Origin of the sequence: Kitasatospora setae KM-6054 (assembly GCF_000269985.1) — a bacterium.
Lineage (GTDB): Bacteria > Actinomycetota > Actinomycetes > Streptomycetales > Streptomycetaceae > Kitasatospora > Kitasatospora setae.
In genome coordinates, this window is record NC_016109.1 from 7,884,562 (window position 1) to 7,902,493 (window position 17,932).

Here is a 17,932-nt window from a genome sequence, read left to right on the forward strand (position 1 = left end):
CGGGTGCGGCCGGCTCAGCGCGGGCTGAGGCGCTCGGCCTGCTGCCAGTGGCCGATCGCGGCCCCGACCCGTCCGGCGGCGCCCTCCGCGCGGGCCAGCGAGCGCAGGACCTCGGCGGTGTCGCGGTCCTCGCCGCGCCGCTCGGCCTCGCCGAGGGCGAGCAGCAGCCGGCTCCGGGCCTCGGGGTGGCGGCCGAGCGCGGCCAGGGCCTCGCCGCAGGCGGTGTGCAGCCGGACCCGGTGCGCGAAGGGGGTCCGCTCGTCCGCCAACTCCAGCCCCCGGAGCGCCTGTTCGAGAGCCGGCCGGGGGCGTCCGGTGGCCAGCAGGTGGTGGGCCCGGTGGTGCAGGGCGAGGGTGACGGTCCGCCGGTTCTCGGCGGCCAGCGCGGTCTCCAGGGCCTCGGCCAGCCCCCGGTCGGCGGCGGTGGTCTCGCCCCGGGCCGCCTGGACGGCGGCCAGGTTGACCAGGGCGACCGCCCGGCCGACCGGACTGCCCGCCCGGTCGGCGAGCCCGGGCGCGGGGGCGAGGCAGTCGGCCGCCTCGGCGAGCCGCTCCTCGGCGAACAGCACCCAGCCGAGCAGCGCCCGCACCTGGCTCTCCCCGTCCGGATGCCCGCTCGCCACCGCCGCCGCCAGGGCGAACCGCAGCTGCGGCACCCAGCCGTCCCTGGTCCGGCGGACGATCAGCGGCCACTGGGTGAGGACGAGCTGCCAGGCGCGCTCCGGCGCGGCGGCGGCGATCACCCGCCCGAGCGTCTCGCGGTGCGCGCCCAGCCAGCGCAGCGCCTGCACCGCCCCGGTGAACTCGGGCTCGGGACAAGGGTGTCGACCGGCGGCGGGCGGCTCGCAGCAGGGCGGGCTGTCGGGCGCGACGGCCGCGTCGGCGGCCAGCCCGGTCCGCAGGTACCGGTCGGCGAGCCGGCCGAGTGCCGCCGCCCGCTCCGACGGGTCGACGGCGGCTGCGAGTTGGCGGGCGTACAGCCACACTAGGTCGTGCAGGACGTACTCCTCGGGGCCGGCCCAGTCGACCAGGTGGGTGGCCGCGAGCTGCTCCAACGCCTCGGCGGCGGCGTGGTGTTCGAGATCGGCGAGGGCGGCGGCCGAGCGGGTGTCGACGAGGGGGCCCGGGTGCAGGCCGAGGGCGCGGAACAACCGGGCGGCGGTGGGCGGCAGTTGCTCGTGGGAGAGTCGCAGGGCGCTGGTGACGCTCAGCTCATCGGCCGCGAGATGGCCCAACCGGCGCCGCTCGTCGCGCAGTCGACCGGCCAGCGCGGCCAGGGCGCGCTGCGGGTCGGCGGCGGCCTTGGCGGCGGTGATCCGCAGCGCCAGCGGCAACCCGCCGCACAGCTCGGCCAGTTCGCGGGCGGCTGCGGGATCGGCGGCGATCCGCTCCGGCCCGAGGACCCGGGCCAGCAGGCCCGCGGACTGCTCCGGGCCCAGCACCGCGAGCGGCACGGGGCGGGCGAGTTCGGTGGCGATCAGGCCGGGCAGCCGGTGCCGGCTGGTGACCAGCACGGCCGAGCCGGCGCCGGCCGGCAGCAGCGGGCGGACCCGCGCGGACTCCCGGGCGTCGTCGACCACCACCAACACCCGCCGGGTACGGGTCAGTTGCTCGTAGCGGGCGGCCCGGGCGGCGGCCTCGGCGGGCAGCTCCCTCGGCGGGACGCCCAGGGCGATCAGGAACTCGCCCAGCACCTCGCCGAGTTCGCGGTCCGGCCGGTCGCCGAACCTGCCCAGGTCGGCGAACAGCACCCCGCCCGGGAAGCGTTCGCCCTGCCGGTGCGCCCAGTGCAGCGCGAGCGCGGTCTTCCCGACCCCGGCCGGCCCGGTCACCAGGGCGATCGGCCACTCCCGACCCGGGCTCAACACCTCGTCCAGCCGGGCGAGTTCGTCCTCCCGGCCGTGGAAGCCGCGCGGCGGCGGAGGTGCGAGCAGCGGCGCCGCCGGCGGGTCGGCGTCCTCCACCGGGAGGGGCCCTGCGGTCGGCCCCGCGGTCGGCCCGGCGGCCGGTGCGGCGGCCGGTGCGGCCGGTGCGGCCGGGGCGCCGTGCCGGACGTACGCGTGGGCGGCCCGCAGCGCGGCGCCCGGGTCGACGCCGAGCCGGGCGGCGAGCGCGTCGTGGGTGTGCCGGTAGCACGCCAGGGCCTCGGCGGGCCGCCCGGCGGCGTGCAGGGCCAGCACCAGCCCGGCCGCGAGCGATTCGCGCAGCGGGTGCGCCGCGCGCTCGGCCCGCAGCAGTTCGGCAGCGCGCTCGGGCCGGCCCAGCCGCAGGTGCTGCTCGGCGAGCAGTTCGACGGCGTCCAGCCGGTTGTCCTCCAGGGTCTGCCGCCAGGCGTCCAGCAGTGGACTGCCGGCGGTCCCGGCCAGCGCCGGGCCGTGCCAGAGGGCCAGCGCCTCCTCCAGTACGGCCAGCGCCGCCGCGGGCTCCCGCCCGGCCGCCCCGGCTGCCCCGCCCGCCCCGGCCGTCAGCGTGCGGAACCGCTCCAGGTCGAGCGCCGCCGCGGGCAGCCGCAGGCAGTAGCCGTCCCCGACCGTCTCCAGCCGGACGCCGTACCGGTCGGCCCCGTGCCCGGCCAGCAGGGCGCGCAGCCGCGACACCTGGCTCTGCACGGCGGCCCGGGCGTTCGCCGGCGGCCCGTCCGCCCACAGCGCCCCGGCCAGCCGGGCGAGCGGGACGGCCCGGCCGCGGTGCAGCAGCAGCACCGCCAGCAGGCTCCGCCGCCGCTCCGGCCCGAGCCGCAACTCGCCGCCGGTACCGCCCGCCGCGACCACCGCGACCGCCCCGAGCAGCCGGAACTCCACCACACCCCCCCGCAGATCGACCGCTTCAGCCACGGACCCTACCGGCTCCCCGCCGGGCGGTTCGGGCCCGGGGCACCCGGGCAACCCCACCACGGCCGACCCGCCCCCCGGCCCCGGTCCGCCGCGCGCACCCTCCCGGCCACGGCCGGGCGCCTGTCGGAGCGGTCTGCGACAGTGCGTGGACGAAACCGACGGGAGGGGCGCGATGACGGGCTGGGCGGGTATCCGCTGGGACGAATGGGGCGACCACGCGGTGGTGCGGGCCCGGCTGGACGCGGGGGCGGATCCGGAGCGGTGCGGGGGCGGCGTACGCCCGCTGCACTTCGCGGCGGCTTACGGTTCCGCCGCGACGGTGGCCGAACTCGCGAGCCGGGTCGCCGAGGTGGACGCGGTGCAGGACGGGACGACCGCCCTGTGGGAGGCGGTCGTGGCCGACCGCCCGGACAACGCCCGGGCCCTGGCCGCCGCCGGGGCCGACCCCTGGCGCCCCCAGCTCGACGGCTGGTCGCCCGGCCGGCTCGCCCTGGCCGGGCCCGTCCCCGACCTGTTCCCGCTCCCCGGTCCCCCCGCCGGAACGGCACCGCGCGCCGTCCCGGCCGAACCGACCGCCGCCGTCCCGGCCGAACTGACCGCCGCCGAACGGGAGGAAGTCCGCGCGGCCCGGCAACTCGCCGACGCGCTCGGCGAGTTCCACGGCGAGGGCACCGGCCTGGCCTGTGTCTCGGGCATCGACGCCGCCGAGGCGGTCCGCCGACTGGGCGCGCTGCCCGTCGGCGAGGAGTTCCTGGCGGAGTTCCTCGCCGACCCGTACGAGTGGGACGAGGAGGAGGCGCTGCTGATCGTCGGCGTCACGACCGTCCCGGGCGGGTGCGTCGTCACCCAGCCGTGGGGCCACACCCCGTCCGCTCCGGGTGTGCTGGCCAGGCTGACCGCCGGGACGGTCGGTTACGGCCTCTACGCCAACCCGAAGAGCGGCAACCAGGGGGCGACCGTCCGCGACGGCGCGGTCGAGGGCTGGGACCTGCACCCGGGCGGCGGCCCGAACCCCCGGACCGCGCCCGGACAGGTCCTCGCCGACTACCTCCACCGGGGCCGGCCGGTCGCCCAGGCGTGTGCCTTCGCCGGGCTGCGCCCCGTCGACGCCCGCGCGGTCACCGGCCCCTTCGACCTGGTGGTCCGGCTGCCCGACCTCGACTACTGGGAGTCCTGAGCCGCCGGGGTCTCGGAGACCAGGTGCCCCCACCAGACCAGGCGGTACAGCGAGGTGAACTCGGGGGTGCAGGTGGTCAGGGTGAGGTAGTGGCCGGGGCCGGTGTAGCCGGCCTGGGCGGGGACGGGGTCGAGCACGCCGTAGTTGTCGGAGCCGGTCTCGGGCAGTTCGCGGTCCAGGGCGTAGGTGTACGTGGCGCGGGGCGTGCGCAGCACCACCCGGTCGCCGGGGGAGAGCCGGTCGAGGTGCCGGAACGGCTCGCCGTGGCCGTTGCGGTGCGCGGCGAGGCCCAGGTTGCCCTGTTCGCCGGGGAGTTGGGTGTCCTCGTAGTGGCCGACGGCGCCGGAGTCGAGCACGGTGCCGCGCTCGACGCCCTCCCGGACGGTGAAGTCGGCGGGCAGACCGAGCTGTTCCAGCCGGGGGATGCTCAGGGTGCCGAGCTCGGCGCCGGGCGCCGGGGCGGCGGGCTCGGCGGCGGTGGAGCGAACGGGGGCGGAGGGAGCGGCGGGCGGGGGGCCGGCGGCCGGCGCGGCCGGCCCGTACGCGGGCGCGACGGCGCCGGCCAGCAGCAGCGCGGTGGCGGCGAGGGCGCCGGTGGCGGCGCGCCGGGCGAGGTCCAGCGGTGCGCCGCTCATCCGCGGGTGCCGCCGCGGTGCGGGCCGGGCAGGGCGGAGGCCAGCAGCGCGGTGCCGGCGGCGGCGAACTCGCAGGTCTTGAGCAGCAGCAGGCCGGCCGTCAGCAGCGGGTCGCGGCTGAGCCGCCAGGCGCGGGCGGCGAGCACGGGCAGCCGCCAGGGGCCGGCCTGGGCGGCGAAGTGCCGGGGGTGGCGGGCGGCGTAGCGTCCGGCGGTGGCGGCGTAGTGGGCCTTCTTGCGCATCGCGGCGCGCAGCGTGGTGCGGCCCTCGTCGTGGATCAGGACGCTGCGGGTGGTGGCGATCCGGGCGCCGGTGGCGCGGACCCGCAGGTCGAGGTCCTTGTCCTCGGACCAGACCAGTTCCTCGTCGTGGCCGCCGACCCGGTCGTACAGCTCGCGGCGCAGGCAGCGCAGCGACTCGACCGCCCGGTCGCCGTCCCAGCAGCGCTTCTCCAGCACCTTGCAGCGGGCCCAGAAGCCCTCGCCGACCGATACCTCGGGGATCACCAGCGCGTCGTAGCCCTCGTCCTCGATCAGCCGGCGGCACTCGGCGAGCAGGCCGGGCCCGGCGGTCATGTCGGAGTCGAGGTGCAGCACGACGGCGGCGCTGGTGCGCCGGACGCCGCGCCGGCGGCCCGCGGCCCGGGACGGGTTGTCGCGGGCGAGCCGGACGTCCAGGCCGCGGGCGTGGAAGGCGGGCAGCGCGGGGGCGAGCGGTTGACTGGTCCGGGTGTCCTCGTTGACCAGCACCTCCAGGCCGTCGCGCTGCTGCACCAGCGAGTCGAGCAGCCGGTCGATCTGCGGCGCGCTGTCCCGGGTGGGGACGACCACGGCGATCCGGGGCGGTGCGCCCGGGCCGGACGGGCTGGACGGGCCGGACGGGGCGGACGGGGCGGCGGACATCGGGGGCCTCTCGGGGTCGGGTGCGTGGTCGGGGGCGGGCCCGAGCGCGGGCCCGGGCGCGGGCAGCGGGCGGACGGGGGAGGGCCGGCGCCGGCCCGGCAGCAGGACGCTCGCGCAGGCCAGCACGGTCGCGGCGGACAGCCCGACGGCGATCCGCCACCAGCGGTCCGGGCCGAACGCGACGCGCAGCTCGGCGTCGCCGCGCCCCTCGACCAGCCAGCCGGCCCGGTAGCCGTCCAGGGTGAGCGGGCGGGCGCTCCAGCCTGCGGGCAGGCCGGTGAGCTCCCAGCGCGGGTCGGCGGAGTCGGGCAGGGCGACGGCGACCGGGCCGTCGACGCCGCTCAGCCGGGCCCGCCAGCGCCCGGCGCCGTCCGGGACGGCGGCCACCCGGGCGGGCGCGGGCCCGGCGGAGTCGACCCGGACGGCCAGCGGCAGCACGGGGGTCAGCCGCAGGCCGGTGTACTCGACCTCGGTGCGGCCCACGTCGTCCCCGTCGGCGTACAGGAACAGGGTCAGGGCGCGGCTGTCGGCGGGCGGGGCGAGCACCGTGTCCAGGGTGTGCCACTGCGCGCTGTCGGCGGTGCGCGGCAGTTCGGCGCACCGGCCGGGGCCGTCCTGCCACAGGCACAGCCGGGCCGGACTGCCGCTCACCGTACGGTAGTTCACGGTGAGCCGGTAGCGGCCGGGGCGGTGTCCGGTGCCGGGTTCGAAGGAGTCGACGGGCACGCTGACGCACGCGGTGTGGGCGCGGGCGGTGAGCCGGACGCCGTCGGTGCCGAGCGGCGTCGCGGTCAGGCCGGCCTCGGCGAAGCCGCGCCCGTCGGTGCGGCCGCAGTCCTGCAGGGCGCTGAACGCGGGCGGCCCGGCGGCGGGCAGGCCCGGGTCGGCGTCGACCCGGTGCGGGCCGGGGCCGAGCGGCAGCGGCGCCGGGTCGGCGGCCGGGGCGGCCTCGGCGGCGACGCCCAGCGCGGTGGCGTCCACCGCGCGGTAGGCGGCGTCGGCCGGGTGGCCGCCGTCCGCGTCCGCGTACCCGTACAGCACCGCGCCGGTGGTGCCGGGGGCCAGTCGCAGCACGGCGCGGAACGGCCGCCAGTCGTCGGCGGCGGGCAGCCGGCGCTCGATCGCGCAGCTGCCCGGGCCGTCCTGCCACAGGCAGATCCGGGGCGCGCTGCCCCGGTACTCGACGGCGACCTCCAGCAGTCCGCCGTCGGGCGTCCCGGCCAGCGGCAGGCGGACGCAGGCGCTGCTGCCCGGTTCGGCACGCAGCTCCCAACTACCTTCCCCGGCAAGGCTGGTGGCGCCCCCGCAGCCGCCGTCTGCCTGAGCCTCCGGCGCGCCGGTCAGGTCCGGTCCGTCGGCCAGCGCGGCCGCGACCCGGTCGCCCGGGCGGACCACCACCGGACGGCCCGGCTCCCAGGGCAGCACCTCGGGCCCGACCAGCAGCGCGGCCGGCTCCGCCCCGGCGGGCAGGTCGAGCCGCAGCTCCGGCGCGGCCGGCAGCGCGGCGCCGTCGACGGCGGCCCGGCCCGCGTCGGCCAGCCGCACCCCCTCGGCGGTGCGCTCGGGCAGGTACGCGGTGCCCGCCGCCCGGTCGGCGCGCGCCGCGTACGGGCCGCCGTCCGCGCGCAGCCGCAGCCCGCCGCCGCCCGGGGCGGTGAACGCGAGCCGGGCCGCGTCCACCGGCACGGCCGGGTCGGCGGTGGTGGCCGCGCCGCGGGCGGCGGCCTCGGCGGTGGTCCGCAGGTCGGCCGCCGGGTCGAGCAGCAGCCCGCCCGACTCGCCTGCGGCGGGCGGGAGTTCGTACAGGTCGGCGACCTGGGTGGCCAGCGTCCGGCGGGCCCCCGGCAGCCGGTCCAGGGCGGCGGCCAGCGCGGCCGGGTCGGCGGTGGGCACGTCGCCCGCCGTCGTCCGCAGGTCGCGGCGGACCAGCACCTGGCCGACCCCCAGCGCCCGCAGCGCGCCCGCCGCCGCGTCCGCGCCGTCCCGGTCGCCCGCCGCCAGCCCGTCCTCGGCGAGCGCGAGCAGCCGGGCCGGGCCGGAGGCGTTGTCGAAGTAGCCGCCCGGCAGCCGCTGCAGCAGCGGCCGGGTCAGCAGGTCGCGCGGCAGGTCGTCCACGCCGTGGAAGCCCCATGCGGTCAGCACCTGGTAGTAGCCCTGCAACGGCAGCTCCAGCACCTTCCCGGCGGCGGCCGAGCGGTTCGCCGCGTCCGCGACCCGCTGCCAGTCCGCCGGGACGGCCACCGACGCGGACGGCAGCGGCGGCCGCACCTGGGTGACCACCGCGCCCGTCCACAGCGGCCACGGGTAGGCCAGCGCGGCGGCGACCGGCACGGCCGCGACGGCCCGCCACCGCCACCGCGCCCGCCTCCGCCACTGCCCCCGGTCGGCGTCCACGGCGCGCTGCACGGCCGCTCCCGCCAGCACCGCGACGGCGAGCACCAGCAGCACGCCGAACTTGCTCATCGGCTCGCGGAACAGCCACATCCCCGGCAGGTGCGCGTACAGCCAGCCGTTCACGGCCGCCAGCGGCGCGTGCAGCCCCTTGCAGAGCAGCACCAGCACCAGCGCCGCCCCCGCGACCGCCCGCAGCGCCCACCGGGTGCGGCGCGGCCCCGGCGGCAGCACCGCGCCCGCCAGCGCCAGCAGCGCCGGCGCCCAGCGCGCCACGCCCCACGGCGCGCCGTCCACCGCCGCCGCGAACGGGTAGTACTCGGCGTGCGTCCAGCCCCAGTGCGCGTTCAGCGCCAGGATGTTGGGCAGCGTGTTGCGGGCCTGCGTCCACGCCCAGGCCCGCACGTTGGTCTGCGCGCTGAAGTCCGCCCCCGCCCCGCCGCCGGCCAGCGTCACCGCCTGCGGCAGCAGCCACCACAGCTGCGCCAGCACCAGCAGCGGCAGCGCCCGCCCGACCAGCCGCAGCACCGGTCGGTACCGCCCGCCGGTCAGCGGCGCGGCGGCCAGCGCCAGCACCGCGACCGCGCCCGCCGTCACCGCCAGCAGCGGCGGGTTCATCCCCAGGTAGCACAGCGGCAGCGAGGTCAGCGCGACCGTCCGGGCCCGCACCCGCCGCCCCGCCGCCGCGTGCAGCAGGTGCCCGCCGAACCACGCCACCAGCGCCGTCGCCAGCACCGGCAGCGGATTCAGCAGCGACACCAGCGTGTAGACGTTCACCGCCGCCAGCAGCCCCGCCGTCGCCGCCGCCAGCGGATGCCGCAGCCACACCGACGCCAGCCACGCCGCCCCCGTCGCCGCCCCCGCCAGCACCAGCGCGTACAGCACCGCCTGCGCGACCCCCGGCCCCAGCCCCAGCAGCCCGCACAGCCGCACCAGCAGCAGGTCCGGCAGCCGCACCACCTCGTACGAGGGCCCGCCGGTCCCGGTGATCTGGTGCCCCCAGACGCTCCCCAGCTCCGCCCCCAGCGCCTCCCGCCGGAACGGCCCGACGTCCCCCGTCGCGAACTCCCGCCCCGGCCGGAACCACAGCAGCGGCAGCGCCCCCGCCACCACCCCGGGCACCCCCCACCGCACCAGCCCGTCCCGGCGCCGGTGCGCCGCCCCCCGGACGGCACGCCACACCCGCCGCGCGGAACCCGGCGGTGCGGCGGCGACAGGACGACGGGGAACGGGAACGAGCGCGGTCATCGCGGGGCACCGCCGGAGGAGGAGAGGAGGACGGGGAGCAAGAGCGGCGCCAACTGCCGTGCGGCGCGCGGCGCGTGAGCGCTCGGAGGGCGGAAGTGCTTGCCGGGCGCGGCGGTTGGTCCGCTGGGCCGGGGGGCCGCCAACTGCCGTGCGGCGCGGGGTGCGTGGGCGGCCTGGCGGCCTGGGTGCGGGTCGGCAGCCCGAGGTGGCGCCAACTGCCGTGCGGCGCGGGGTGCGTGGGTGGTCATCGGGGGCCGCTGCCCGGGGTGGCGGAGGTGAGGCGGGGGGCGAGGGCGGCGGCTTCGACGGCGGTGCGGAGGACGGCTTCGGCGACCTCGTCCCAGGGGAGGGCGCCGCCGGCCCAGCCGGCGGGGGCCGGGGCGGCGGCCAGGGCGGGCAGGTGTTCGGCGAGTTCGCGGGCGAGGGCGGCGGGGTGCGGGGCGACCAGTCGGCCGCCCGCGGCGGGCACGGAGTCGCACAGGCCGGGGCGGCGGTAGCCGATCGTCGGGGTGCCCATCGCGGCGGCCTCGTCGACCACCAGGGCCCAGCCCTCGCGGATCGAGGTGGCCACCAACACGTGGGCCCGAGCCAGCAGTTCGTCGCGCCGGGCGGTCGGCACCCGGCCGTGGAAGACCGTCCCCGGCGGGGCCAGCCGCTCCAGCCGGGCCCGCTCGGGGCCGTCGCCGACGACCCACAGCCGGGCCTCCGGCATCCGGCGGCGCAGCAGCGCGAACGCCGCCAGCACGTGGTCGACCCGCTTGACCGGCGACAGCCGTCCCACGAACAGCACCGTCGGCGCCTGCTCGCGCGGGACGGCCGGGCGCGGCCGCCGGGTCAGCCCCTCCGGGACGAGGTGCAGGTCGCGCAGGCCGTACGCGCGCAGCGAGTCCCGGCTGGACGGCGAGACGGTGAGCACCGGCGTCCCGCGCAGCGAGCGCAGCCAGTGCGGCTCGGCGACGTACCGGCCCAGCCAGGACAGCGGCGCGGGGAACCGGGCGTCCCAGATCTCCCGCGCCACCTGGTGCACCAGCGCGACCGTCGGCGTCCCCGCCGACCAGGCGGCGCAGCCGAACGGGCGGGTGTTCACCTCGTCCACCAGCAGGTCGAACCGGCCCGCGCCGTGCGTCCCGTACCACTGCCGGGCCGCCCGGTACACGCCCAGCGGGCCGCCGCCGCGGACGATCCGCACCCCCGCGCGGGACTCCGTCGCGGGGGCGCCGGGCGCGGCGGCGGTCACCAGCGTGACCCGGTGTCCGGCGGCGGCCCAGCGGGTGAGCACCTCGTGGGTGTACACCTCGGCGCCGCCGGCCTCCGGGTGGGCGGTGTCCTTCCAGTTGAAGACGCAGATGCGCATGGCCTCGGCTCAGGTCGTGGGATGGGGTGGGGTGGGAAGGGGGGCCGGTGGGCGGGTCAGCCCGCGTTGTCGGGGAGGGCGCGCAGGACGGGCCGGGGGTCGACGGCGGTGGTGGCGGGGACGGGTGCGCTCCGGGGGGTGCGGTGGAGCCGGGCGCCGAGCCGGAGGGCCTCGGCCAGCATCCGCAGGGCGGTCCGGGGGCGGACGGTGCTGCCGGTGCGGGGGCGGACGGTGACCGGGACCTCGGCGATCCGGCGGTGCCCGTGGCGGTGCAGCAGGGCGAGCAGCTCCAGGTCGAAGACGAAGCCGTCCTCGCGGCACAGCGGCAGCACCCCGGCCAGCGCCTCGCGGCGGAACACCTTCAGCCCGGTCTGGGTGTCGCGCACCGGCAGCCGGAACAGCAGCCGGGCCAGCAGCCGGAACGCGCCGGAGCAGACCCGCCGGACCCGCCCGTGCTGCAGCCGCTTGACGCCGACCGCCGCGTCCGCGCCGGAGCGGCGGGCCGCGTCCAGCAGGCCGGGCAGCAGTTCGGCGGCCAGGTCGCCGTCCGCGTCGATGAAGGCGATCCAGCGCCCCCGGCACTGCCGGAACCCGGTGCGCAGCGCGGCACCCTTGCCCCGGTTGGCGGCGTGCCCGAGCCGGCGCAGCCGGCGGTGGCCGAGCCGGGCGACCCGGCGGCCGCTGCCGTCGGTGCACCCGTCGTCGACGGCCAGCACCTCGTAGCTGGCGCCCTGCCGGTCCAGCACGCGCAGCAGCCCGGCCAGGTGGCGGGCGACCGCCGGGCCGGGGTTGTAGTAGGGGACGACCACGCTGAGCTCGATCCGGGCGGCCCGGTCGATCTCGTGCACGGCCTCCCGGGCGGCCTCGGGCGCCGTCCCGGCCTCGGCCTCGGACCCGGCCCGGGCGGCCGGCAGCGCCGGCGCTGCCGGGCCCGGGCGCAGGCCGGTGCCGGGCAGCGCGCAGGCCACCGCCAGCAGGACGGCCAGCGCGTGCGCGGCGGCGATGCCCGGCGCGGTGGCCGGGAAGCACGCCAGCAGCGCCGGGAACACCAGCGCGCCCGCCCAGCCGCCCAGCGGGGCGCCGCCGTGCGCGGCCCGGTAGTGCAGCAGCACGGTCAGCACCAGCAGCGCCGTCGCGTCGATCCCGAGCAGCAGGCCGAGCCCCGGTCCGACGGCGAAACCGGCGCCGAACACCAGCGGCAGCACCGTGCCGCCGCCCGCCATCAGCACCAGCGCCGTGCCCGCCCCCGCCAGCACGGCCGCGCCCAGCGCGCGGGTCAGCGCCCGGGCGGCGGTGCGGCGGTCCGCGGAGGCCAGTCGGCCGAGCAGCAGCAGCACGATCAGGTTCGCGCAGGCCAGCGACGCCTTGGCGAGCTGCGCGCCCGCGCCGTACCCGCCGGCCGCCTCGCCGCTCAACCAGTGCCGGGCGCACAGCAGATCGGCCCCGGTCAGCACCCACAGCCCGGCGAACCCGCTCACCGACCGCGCCAGCACCCGCCGTTCGACCCGCAGCGGCAGCCCGCCGGGACGCCGCGCGGGCAGCCGGACGAACAGCAGCCCGGCGGTCACGCACTCGCCGCACAGCGTCGCCGCCAGCACCGCGCCCACCCCCGCCCCGCACCACAGCGCGAACCCGGCCCCCGCCAGTCGGACGAACGCCCCGACCAGCAGCGGCCAGGACGCCGCCACCGGCCCCCGGCTCCCCAGCGCGTGCGCCCACAGCACCGCCACCGCCGTGCTCGGCACCAGCACCGCCGCGGTCAGCACCACCGGCAGCGGCCCGGACAGCCGCAGCAGCCCCGCCACCGGGACCGCCACCGCCCCGGCCACCAGCGCGGCCGGGACCGCGCACCGCACGGCCCGCCACAGCAGCGGCCGCGGATCGACGCCGGCCCCGGCCGCGCCGGCCGCGCGCAGGACGGCGGCGGCGACCACCGTCTGCACGGCGGCCAGCGCGACGCCGACCGCCGCGAGCAGCCCCAGGAGCGCGGCCAGCGCCCCGTAGCGGTCGGGGCCGAGCAGGTGCCCGGCGGCGGTGTGCAGGCCGAGGTCGGCCAAGCCGCGCAGCGCGAGCAGCACGCCGGCCGCGGCCGCGGCCGGGCCGGCGGGCAGACCGGGGCCGGTGGCCCGGGACTCCTCGGCGGAGTCCCGGGCCACCGGCCCGTCGGCGGTCACCGCGTGGGCGGATGCCGGAGGTCGCGTCATCGCCGCCCGTTCAACCGCGCGACCTGCGGTACATCCGCCGGCCGGTCAGCGCCGCACCGGCCACCAGCGCCAGCCCGGCCGCCGCGACGCCCGCGGCCTCGCCGCCGCTCCAGCCGGCCGAGGCGGTGGCGGCGCCACCGGTGTCGGCCAGGTGGCGGCCGCCCCTGCCGACCACCTGCAGGGTCAGCGAGTCGACCTGGGTGCCGCCGCGCGCGGACGGGCCGGTGGCCCGGACGGTGTAGCTGCCGGGGGAGGTGCCGGCCGGCACGGTGAACGTCTTGGTGAACGTGCCGGAGGCGTCGGCGTTGGCGCTGCCGAGCGAGGCGCCGCCCGGGGAGACGGTCAACTCGACCGTCGCGCCCGGCTGGTAGCCGCCGCCCGAGACGGTCACGCTGCTGCCCGGGACGAGGCCGGAGGTCCGGCCGGAGGCGCTCAGCGTGCCGGTGCTGAGCGGATAGCTGCCCGCCGCGGGCGCCAGCGTGTCGAACACCGGCGCGGCCGCCGCGGCGGCGGGCGCGGCCAGCGCGGCGCCGGAGGCGAACAGCAGGGCGGCCGCGCCGTAGCGCAGCACGCCCCTGGGGGGACTGGTCATGTGGGCTCCTGCCAGGAGAGGGGTTCGGACCCGGGCGCGTTCACCCGGGCTGCCCGCACAGCCATTGACCGCCGCCGGTGCGCTGACGCACCGTCACCACGTGATTCACCCGGAGGGCCCGGTGCCCGCTGCGCCGCCCGGGTGGTCCGGGCCGCCGATCCGGGGTGGCCGCTGCGCGCCGGGCCCGATCGGCGGTACCTGGTCGGCGGAAGCAGCGGTAGCGGGGGAAACGGCAGAGGCGGCAGCGCCGAGGAGAGGTGGAGTGGTGACAGGGCAGTTGCGCAGGCGGACGGCGGACGCGGTGGTACGGGCGGGCCGGTGGTGCTTCAAGGGCAGCGCGGTGGGCCGGCTGCCGCTGGCCGGGCGGGTGATGCGCTGGTGCGTGCAGGCCGGGCACGGCCACGGCGAGGTGCTGGCGGCGTTCCGCGGCGCCGAGTTGGCGGTGCCGACGGCCAGCGCGTCGATCGCGGCGGGCCTGCTCGGCGGCTTCTACGAGGAGCGCGAACTCGACCTGTTCGAGGAGCTGTGCGCGCACCGCCGCACCGTCGTCGACGTCGGCGCGAACCTCGGCGTGTACGCCTGCCTGGCGGCCCGCGCGCTGCCCGCCGACGGGATGCTGGTCTGCTACGAGCCCGCCCCCGACAACCTGGCCCGGCTGGCTGCGAACCTGGGCCGCAACCCCGGCCGCCCCGGCCTCACCGTCCGGGTCGAACCGCACGCGGTCGGACCCGCCGAGGGCCGCACCACCCTCGAACTGGCCGAGGACATCGGCCTGCACCGGGTCGCCGCGCCGGGCGGCGGCGGGCTCGCGGTCCGCCAGGTCGCGCTGGACTCCCGGCTGCCCGCGCTGTTCGCCGAGCACGGCGGCCCGCGCCGGGTCGACGTGCTCAAGGTCGACGTCGAGGGCTACGACGTGCACGCGCTGCGCGGCGCCCGCCGGCTGCTGGCCCGCGACCGGCCGGTGCTGTTCGCCGAGTTCTGTCCGCCGCAGCTGGCCGGGTGCGGCGCGGACGCCGAGGAGTTCGCCGCGCTGCTGGCCGAGGCGTACGACGAGATCCACGTGGTCGACACCGCCCGGAACACCGTCACCGCCTGCACCCCGTCCGCGCTGCTCGCCCCGACCTACCGGGCCCGGCTGGTCAACGTGGTCGCCGCGGCCCGGGACGAGGACCGCGAACTGCTCGCCCGCTGGGCCGGGCCCCGGGCCCGGGGCCAACTGGTGCGCTGAACGGGCGGGTCGAGCCGTCCCGACCCCGTACCGCCCCCGGACAGCGGTCCGCCCCCGGCCCGGGGAAGGGACGGGGGCGGGACGGGGGCGGACCTGTGGGTCAGCCGTGCGGGCCGGCCGTGCGGGTCAGTCGTGCGGGACGAGTACCAGCGGGGCGCCGCCGCGCCGGACGGCGGCGTGGACGAGGCCGCCGAGGTGGCCCAGCAGGCGCGGGTGGCGGCCCAGGACCAGCAGGTCGGCGTGTTCGGCGGCGGAGAGCAGCCCGTCGGCGGGGCCGCCCAGGTGGGCCTCGACGCCCAGTTCGACGCCGGGGTGGGCGGCCCGGGCGGTGTCCAGCATCCGGTCCAGGTCGGCGGCGATCAGTGCGCCCTGCCGGTCGACATCGGGGTCCGGCGGCACCCAGCCGGGCGCCCCGGCCCAGAACGGCACCATGTCCCAGCCGTGCACCGCCCGCACCCGGCCACCCGAGCTGGCCGCCTCGGCGAGCGCGAACTCGACGGCGGGCAGCGAGGATTCGCCCGCCACGCCCACCACGATCTCCCGCTGCCGGGCCGCCGGGGGAGCGGGTGCCGCCACCGCGAGCCCGGTGTCCGCCCCGGTCGAGGCCGTGAGCAGCGCGCCCTCCGGCACGGGGCGGGCGGCCGACGCCGTGAGGCGGGCGTCCGGCCCGGCGAGCGGGGCGTCCTCCTCGGCGGGCCGCTCGCGCACCAGCGCCACCGGGCAGCCGGCCCGCCCGGCCACGGCGAGGGCCACCGAGCCGCCCAGCCATTCGGCCAGCACGCCCGGGTCCTGCGAGCCGAGCACCACCAGGTCGTACTCCTCGGCGGCGTCCACCAAGGCGTCCGCGGCGGGACCGGCCGCCGCCTGGACGGCCACCGCCAGCTCCGGGTGCGCGGCGGCCACCTCCCGGGCGACGGCCTCCAGGTCCTCGTGCTCGGCCCGCCGCACCGGATCGGTGCTGGGGCCCTCCGGCTCCGAAGGGCCGAGCCACGGCCAGACCCGCAGCACCGTCAGCTCCGCGCCCCGCCGCGCGGCCTCCTCGCCGGCCCACCGCACCGCGGCCCGCGCCCCCGGGGAACCGTCGTACCCGCTCATGATCTTCTGCACCGTGGTCACGTCCCCTTCTCGCGCCGGACGGCCGTCTGCCGTCCGGGGCGAGCACCGGCTACCCCGGGAGGCGCCGGTCATGCCGGGCGCCGCCCCGCCCGGGCCCGCCCGCGGTGCCGACCGCGCGGGACAGCCGCCGGACGGACGGACGGACGGGCGGGCGGGCGGGGCGCGCGCGGCCGCGGCGGCGGGCTGGGCCGCGCGGGTGAGCGTGGGCGCCCCCGGAAGCGAAGTCCCGGGAGCGGGCGGGGGGCGGTGCCACAGTGTCCGTGGCCTACGATCATCAGACCGAGGACGGTGGACACCCGTGTCCCGTGGTACACCCCGATCCTGGCGGGCCGCGGCCCTGCTGGTGGCAACGCTCCTGCTCACCCCGGCGGCCCCGGCCGCCGCCGAGCCCGCCCCGCCGCCGCCCGCCGGTGCCGAGGCCGCGCTCGACCGGCTGGCCAAGGACGTCGACGACGCCCGGCACGCCACCGAGGCGGCCCAGCAGGAATACACCGCCGCCGCCGGGGAGTTGGACCGGCGGCGGCAGGCCGCGGCGGACGCCGCCCGGCAGGCCGAGCAGCAGCGCGGCCGGCTCGCCGACGCCCAGACCGAGGCGGCCCGGCTGGTCGCCGAGCAGTACCGCAACGGCGGACTCGGCACGCTGGCCCGGCTGTTCCTCGCCGACCGGCCCGAGGAGTTCCTGGAGGGCCGCCAGCGCGCCGCCTCCGACTCGCGCAGCGCCGCCGCCGTGCTGCGCGACCTGCGCGAGGCCCGCAACCGGATGGTGCTCTCCTCCGAACAGGCCGCGCAGGCCGAGCGGTCGGCCGCCGACGCCGCCGACGGGGCCCAGCGGGCCCTGGACCGCGCCAAGGAGACCACCGCCCGCACCGAACAGCTGCTGGCCACCGCCACCGCCGAGCAACTCGGCCTGCTGGAGCGGCGCGAGGCCGCCCTCGCCGACAGCGCCGCCGGGCAACTGCTCGCCGCCGGCCCGGCCGGACCCGGCGGCGGGGCCTCCGAGGCCGGACGGAAGGCGATCGACTTCGCGCTCGCCCAGCGCGGCAAACCGTACCTGTGGGGCGGCGCCGGACCCGACGCCTTCGACTGCTCCGGCCTCACCTCGCAGGCCTGGCAGGCGGCCGGCCGGCCGATCCCGCGCACCAGCCAGCAGCAGTGGGCGGGCCTGCGGCACGTCGCGCTGCGCGACCTGCGCCCCGGCGACCTGGTGATCTACCACGGGGACGCCAGCCACGTCGCGCTCTACCTGGGCGGCGGCACCGTCGTCCACGCCCCGCACACCGGCACCGTGGTCAAGCTCGCGCCCGTCACCATGCTGCCGATCCTGGGCGCGGTCCGGCCCGACCCGGACGCCCAGGTCGCGCCCGTTCCCACCGAGGCCCCGCCGTCGCCCGCGCCCGAGACCGCGCCCGAGACCGCGCCCGCGCCCGTCGAGAGTGCCGCGCCGCAGGGCTGAGGGCGGGTCAGGGGGCGGTTCAGGGGGCGGCGGTGACCGGGCCGACGTGGGCGGTGGTGGTGCCGGGGCGGGGGTTGGCGCCCTCCCAGTGGAAGGTGAGGGGGGCGGTGCCGCCGGGCGGGGTGAGGGCGATGCCGGTGACCTTGAACTCCTCGCCGGGGCGGCCGGTGCGGGGCTGGTAGTCGATGGTGACCCGGGCGCTGCCGTTCGGGGCGAGCGTGACGGTGCGGACGGCGGCGCCGGGGTGCGCCGGGAGGGTCCAGGCGCGGGCGTCGTCGCCGAGCAGTTCGACGGCCGGGTAGCCGGTCATCGTGCAGGGCGTGGGGCTGCGGTTGGTCAACTCGATCTGCTCGGCGGCCCGTTCGCCGCCCCGGGCGCTGACGGTGGCGCGCAGGTCGTCGGCGGTGCAGGGGCCGCCGCTGTCGCGCACCGCCCGGGCGGGCAGGCCGGCGGCCGCCGTGGTGGCGGGCACGGGCGCGGCGGGCGCCGGTGCGGCGGGCAGGGCCGCGGGCGCGGCGCCGGCCGGGGCGGGCGGCTGCGGGGCGCAGGCGGTGAGGGCGAGTCCGAGGGCCGGGAGCAGGACGGCGGCGGGCAGGTGGCGCAGGTGCATGGCGGTCGTCCCACTCGTCGTTCGGCGGCCCGGGCGGCGTGCGGCGACCCGGTGTGCGGCCATGCTGGCGCAGCCGGATCAACAACGGATCAACGCAGGCCGGGCGGGGTGCCGGAGCCTGTAATTCCGCAGTAACGGCCGCTGTCTAGCTTTCGGGGCATCCCCCACCCCCTCCCTGGAGGACCCCG

Annotated in this window: 11 protein-coding genes; 3 read left to right on the forward strand and 8 right to left on the reverse strand. The window is 79.5% G+C overall.

Going from position 1 to position 17,932, the window contains the following annotated elements:
• Positions 1–14: 14 nt before the first annotated feature.
• Positions 15–2,834, reverse strand: a complete 2,820-nt coding sequence (locus KSE_RS34565; protein ID WP_014140038.1) for an AfsR/SARP family transcriptional regulator — start codon at positions 2,832–2,834, stop codon at positions 15–17.
• 172 nt (positions 2,835–3,006) lie between these two features.
• Between KSE_RS34565 and KSE_RS34570 the strand changes: the two genes are divergently transcribed.
• Complete coding sequence (locus KSE_RS34570) at positions 3,007–4,011, forward strand: ankyrin repeat domain-containing protein (RefSeq protein WP_014140039.1); 1,005 nt, start codon at positions 3,007–3,009, stop codon at positions 4,009–4,011.
• Here the strand turns inward: KSE_RS34570 and KSE_RS34575 are convergent.
• From KSE_RS34575 to KSE_RS34595, 5 genes are all read right to left on the reverse strand, one after another.
• The gene (locus KSE_RS34575; protein WP_014140040.1) at positions 3,996–4,646 is read right to left on the reverse strand and encodes a class E sortase; all 651 of its coding nucleotides are present in this window, start codon (positions 4,644–4,646) and stop codon (positions 3,996–3,998) included. The genes KSE_RS34570 and KSE_RS34575 overlap by 16 nt on opposite strands.
• The gene (locus KSE_RS39080) at positions 4,643–9,073 is read right to left on the reverse strand and encodes a glycosyltransferase (protein ID WP_014140041.1); all 4,431 of its coding nucleotides are present in this window, start codon (positions 9,071–9,073) and stop codon (positions 4,643–4,645) included. Before KSE_RS39080 ends, KSE_RS34575 begins: the two co-directional genes overlap by 4 nt.
• Before the next feature lie 358 nt (positions 9,074–9,431).
• Complete coding sequence (locus KSE_RS34585) at positions 9,432–10,541, reverse strand: glycosyltransferase family 4 protein (protein WP_014140042.1); 1,110 nt, start codon at positions 10,539–10,541, stop codon at positions 9,432–9,434.
• Between the two features lie 56 nt (positions 10,542–10,597).
• On the reverse strand, positions 10,598–12,745 hold the full coding sequence (locus KSE_RS39085) for a glycosyltransferase family 2 protein (protein ID WP_081539758.1): 2,148 nt from the start codon (positions 12,743–12,745) through the stop codon (positions 10,598–10,600).
• Positions 12,746–12,755: 10 nt separating this feature from the next.
• Positions 12,756–13,337, reverse strand: coding sequence for an Ig-like domain-containing protein (locus KSE_RS34595; RefSeq protein ID WP_148283211.1), 582 nt, complete (start codon positions 13,335–13,337; stop codon positions 12,756–12,758).
• Positions 13,338–13,602: 265 nt separating this feature from the next.
• Between KSE_RS34595 and KSE_RS34600 the strand changes: the two genes are divergently transcribed.
• The gene (locus KSE_RS34600; protein WP_157850047.1) at positions 13,603–14,565 is read left to right on the forward strand and encodes an FkbM family methyltransferase; all 963 of its coding nucleotides are present in this window, start codon (positions 13,603–13,605) and stop codon (positions 14,563–14,565) included.
• 126 nt (positions 14,566–14,691) lie between these two features.
• Here the strand turns inward: KSE_RS34600 and KSE_RS42465 are convergent, their stop codons facing one another.
• Positions 14,692–15,681 (reverse strand): universal stress protein, encoded by a 990-nt coding sequence (locus KSE_RS42465; RefSeq protein WP_035834935.1) that lies wholly within the window; start codon positions 15,679–15,681, stop codon positions 14,692–14,694.
• A gap of 343 nt (positions 15,682–16,024) precedes the next feature.
• Between KSE_RS42465 and KSE_RS43730 the strand changes: the two genes are divergently transcribed.
• A complete protein-coding gene (locus KSE_RS43730) occupies positions 16,025–17,134 on the forward strand; it encodes an NlpC/P60 family protein (protein ID WP_051055539.1) in 1,110 nt (369 codons plus the stop codon).
• Between the two features lie 19 nt (positions 17,135–17,153).
• Here the strand turns inward: KSE_RS43730 and KSE_RS34615 are convergent, their stop codons facing one another.
• Entirely contained in the window at positions 17,154–17,744 is a 591-nt protein-coding gene (locus KSE_RS34615) for a DUF4232 domain-containing protein (RefSeq protein ID WP_033257907.1), read from the reverse strand.
• Positions 17,745–17,932 lie beyond the last annotated feature (188 nt).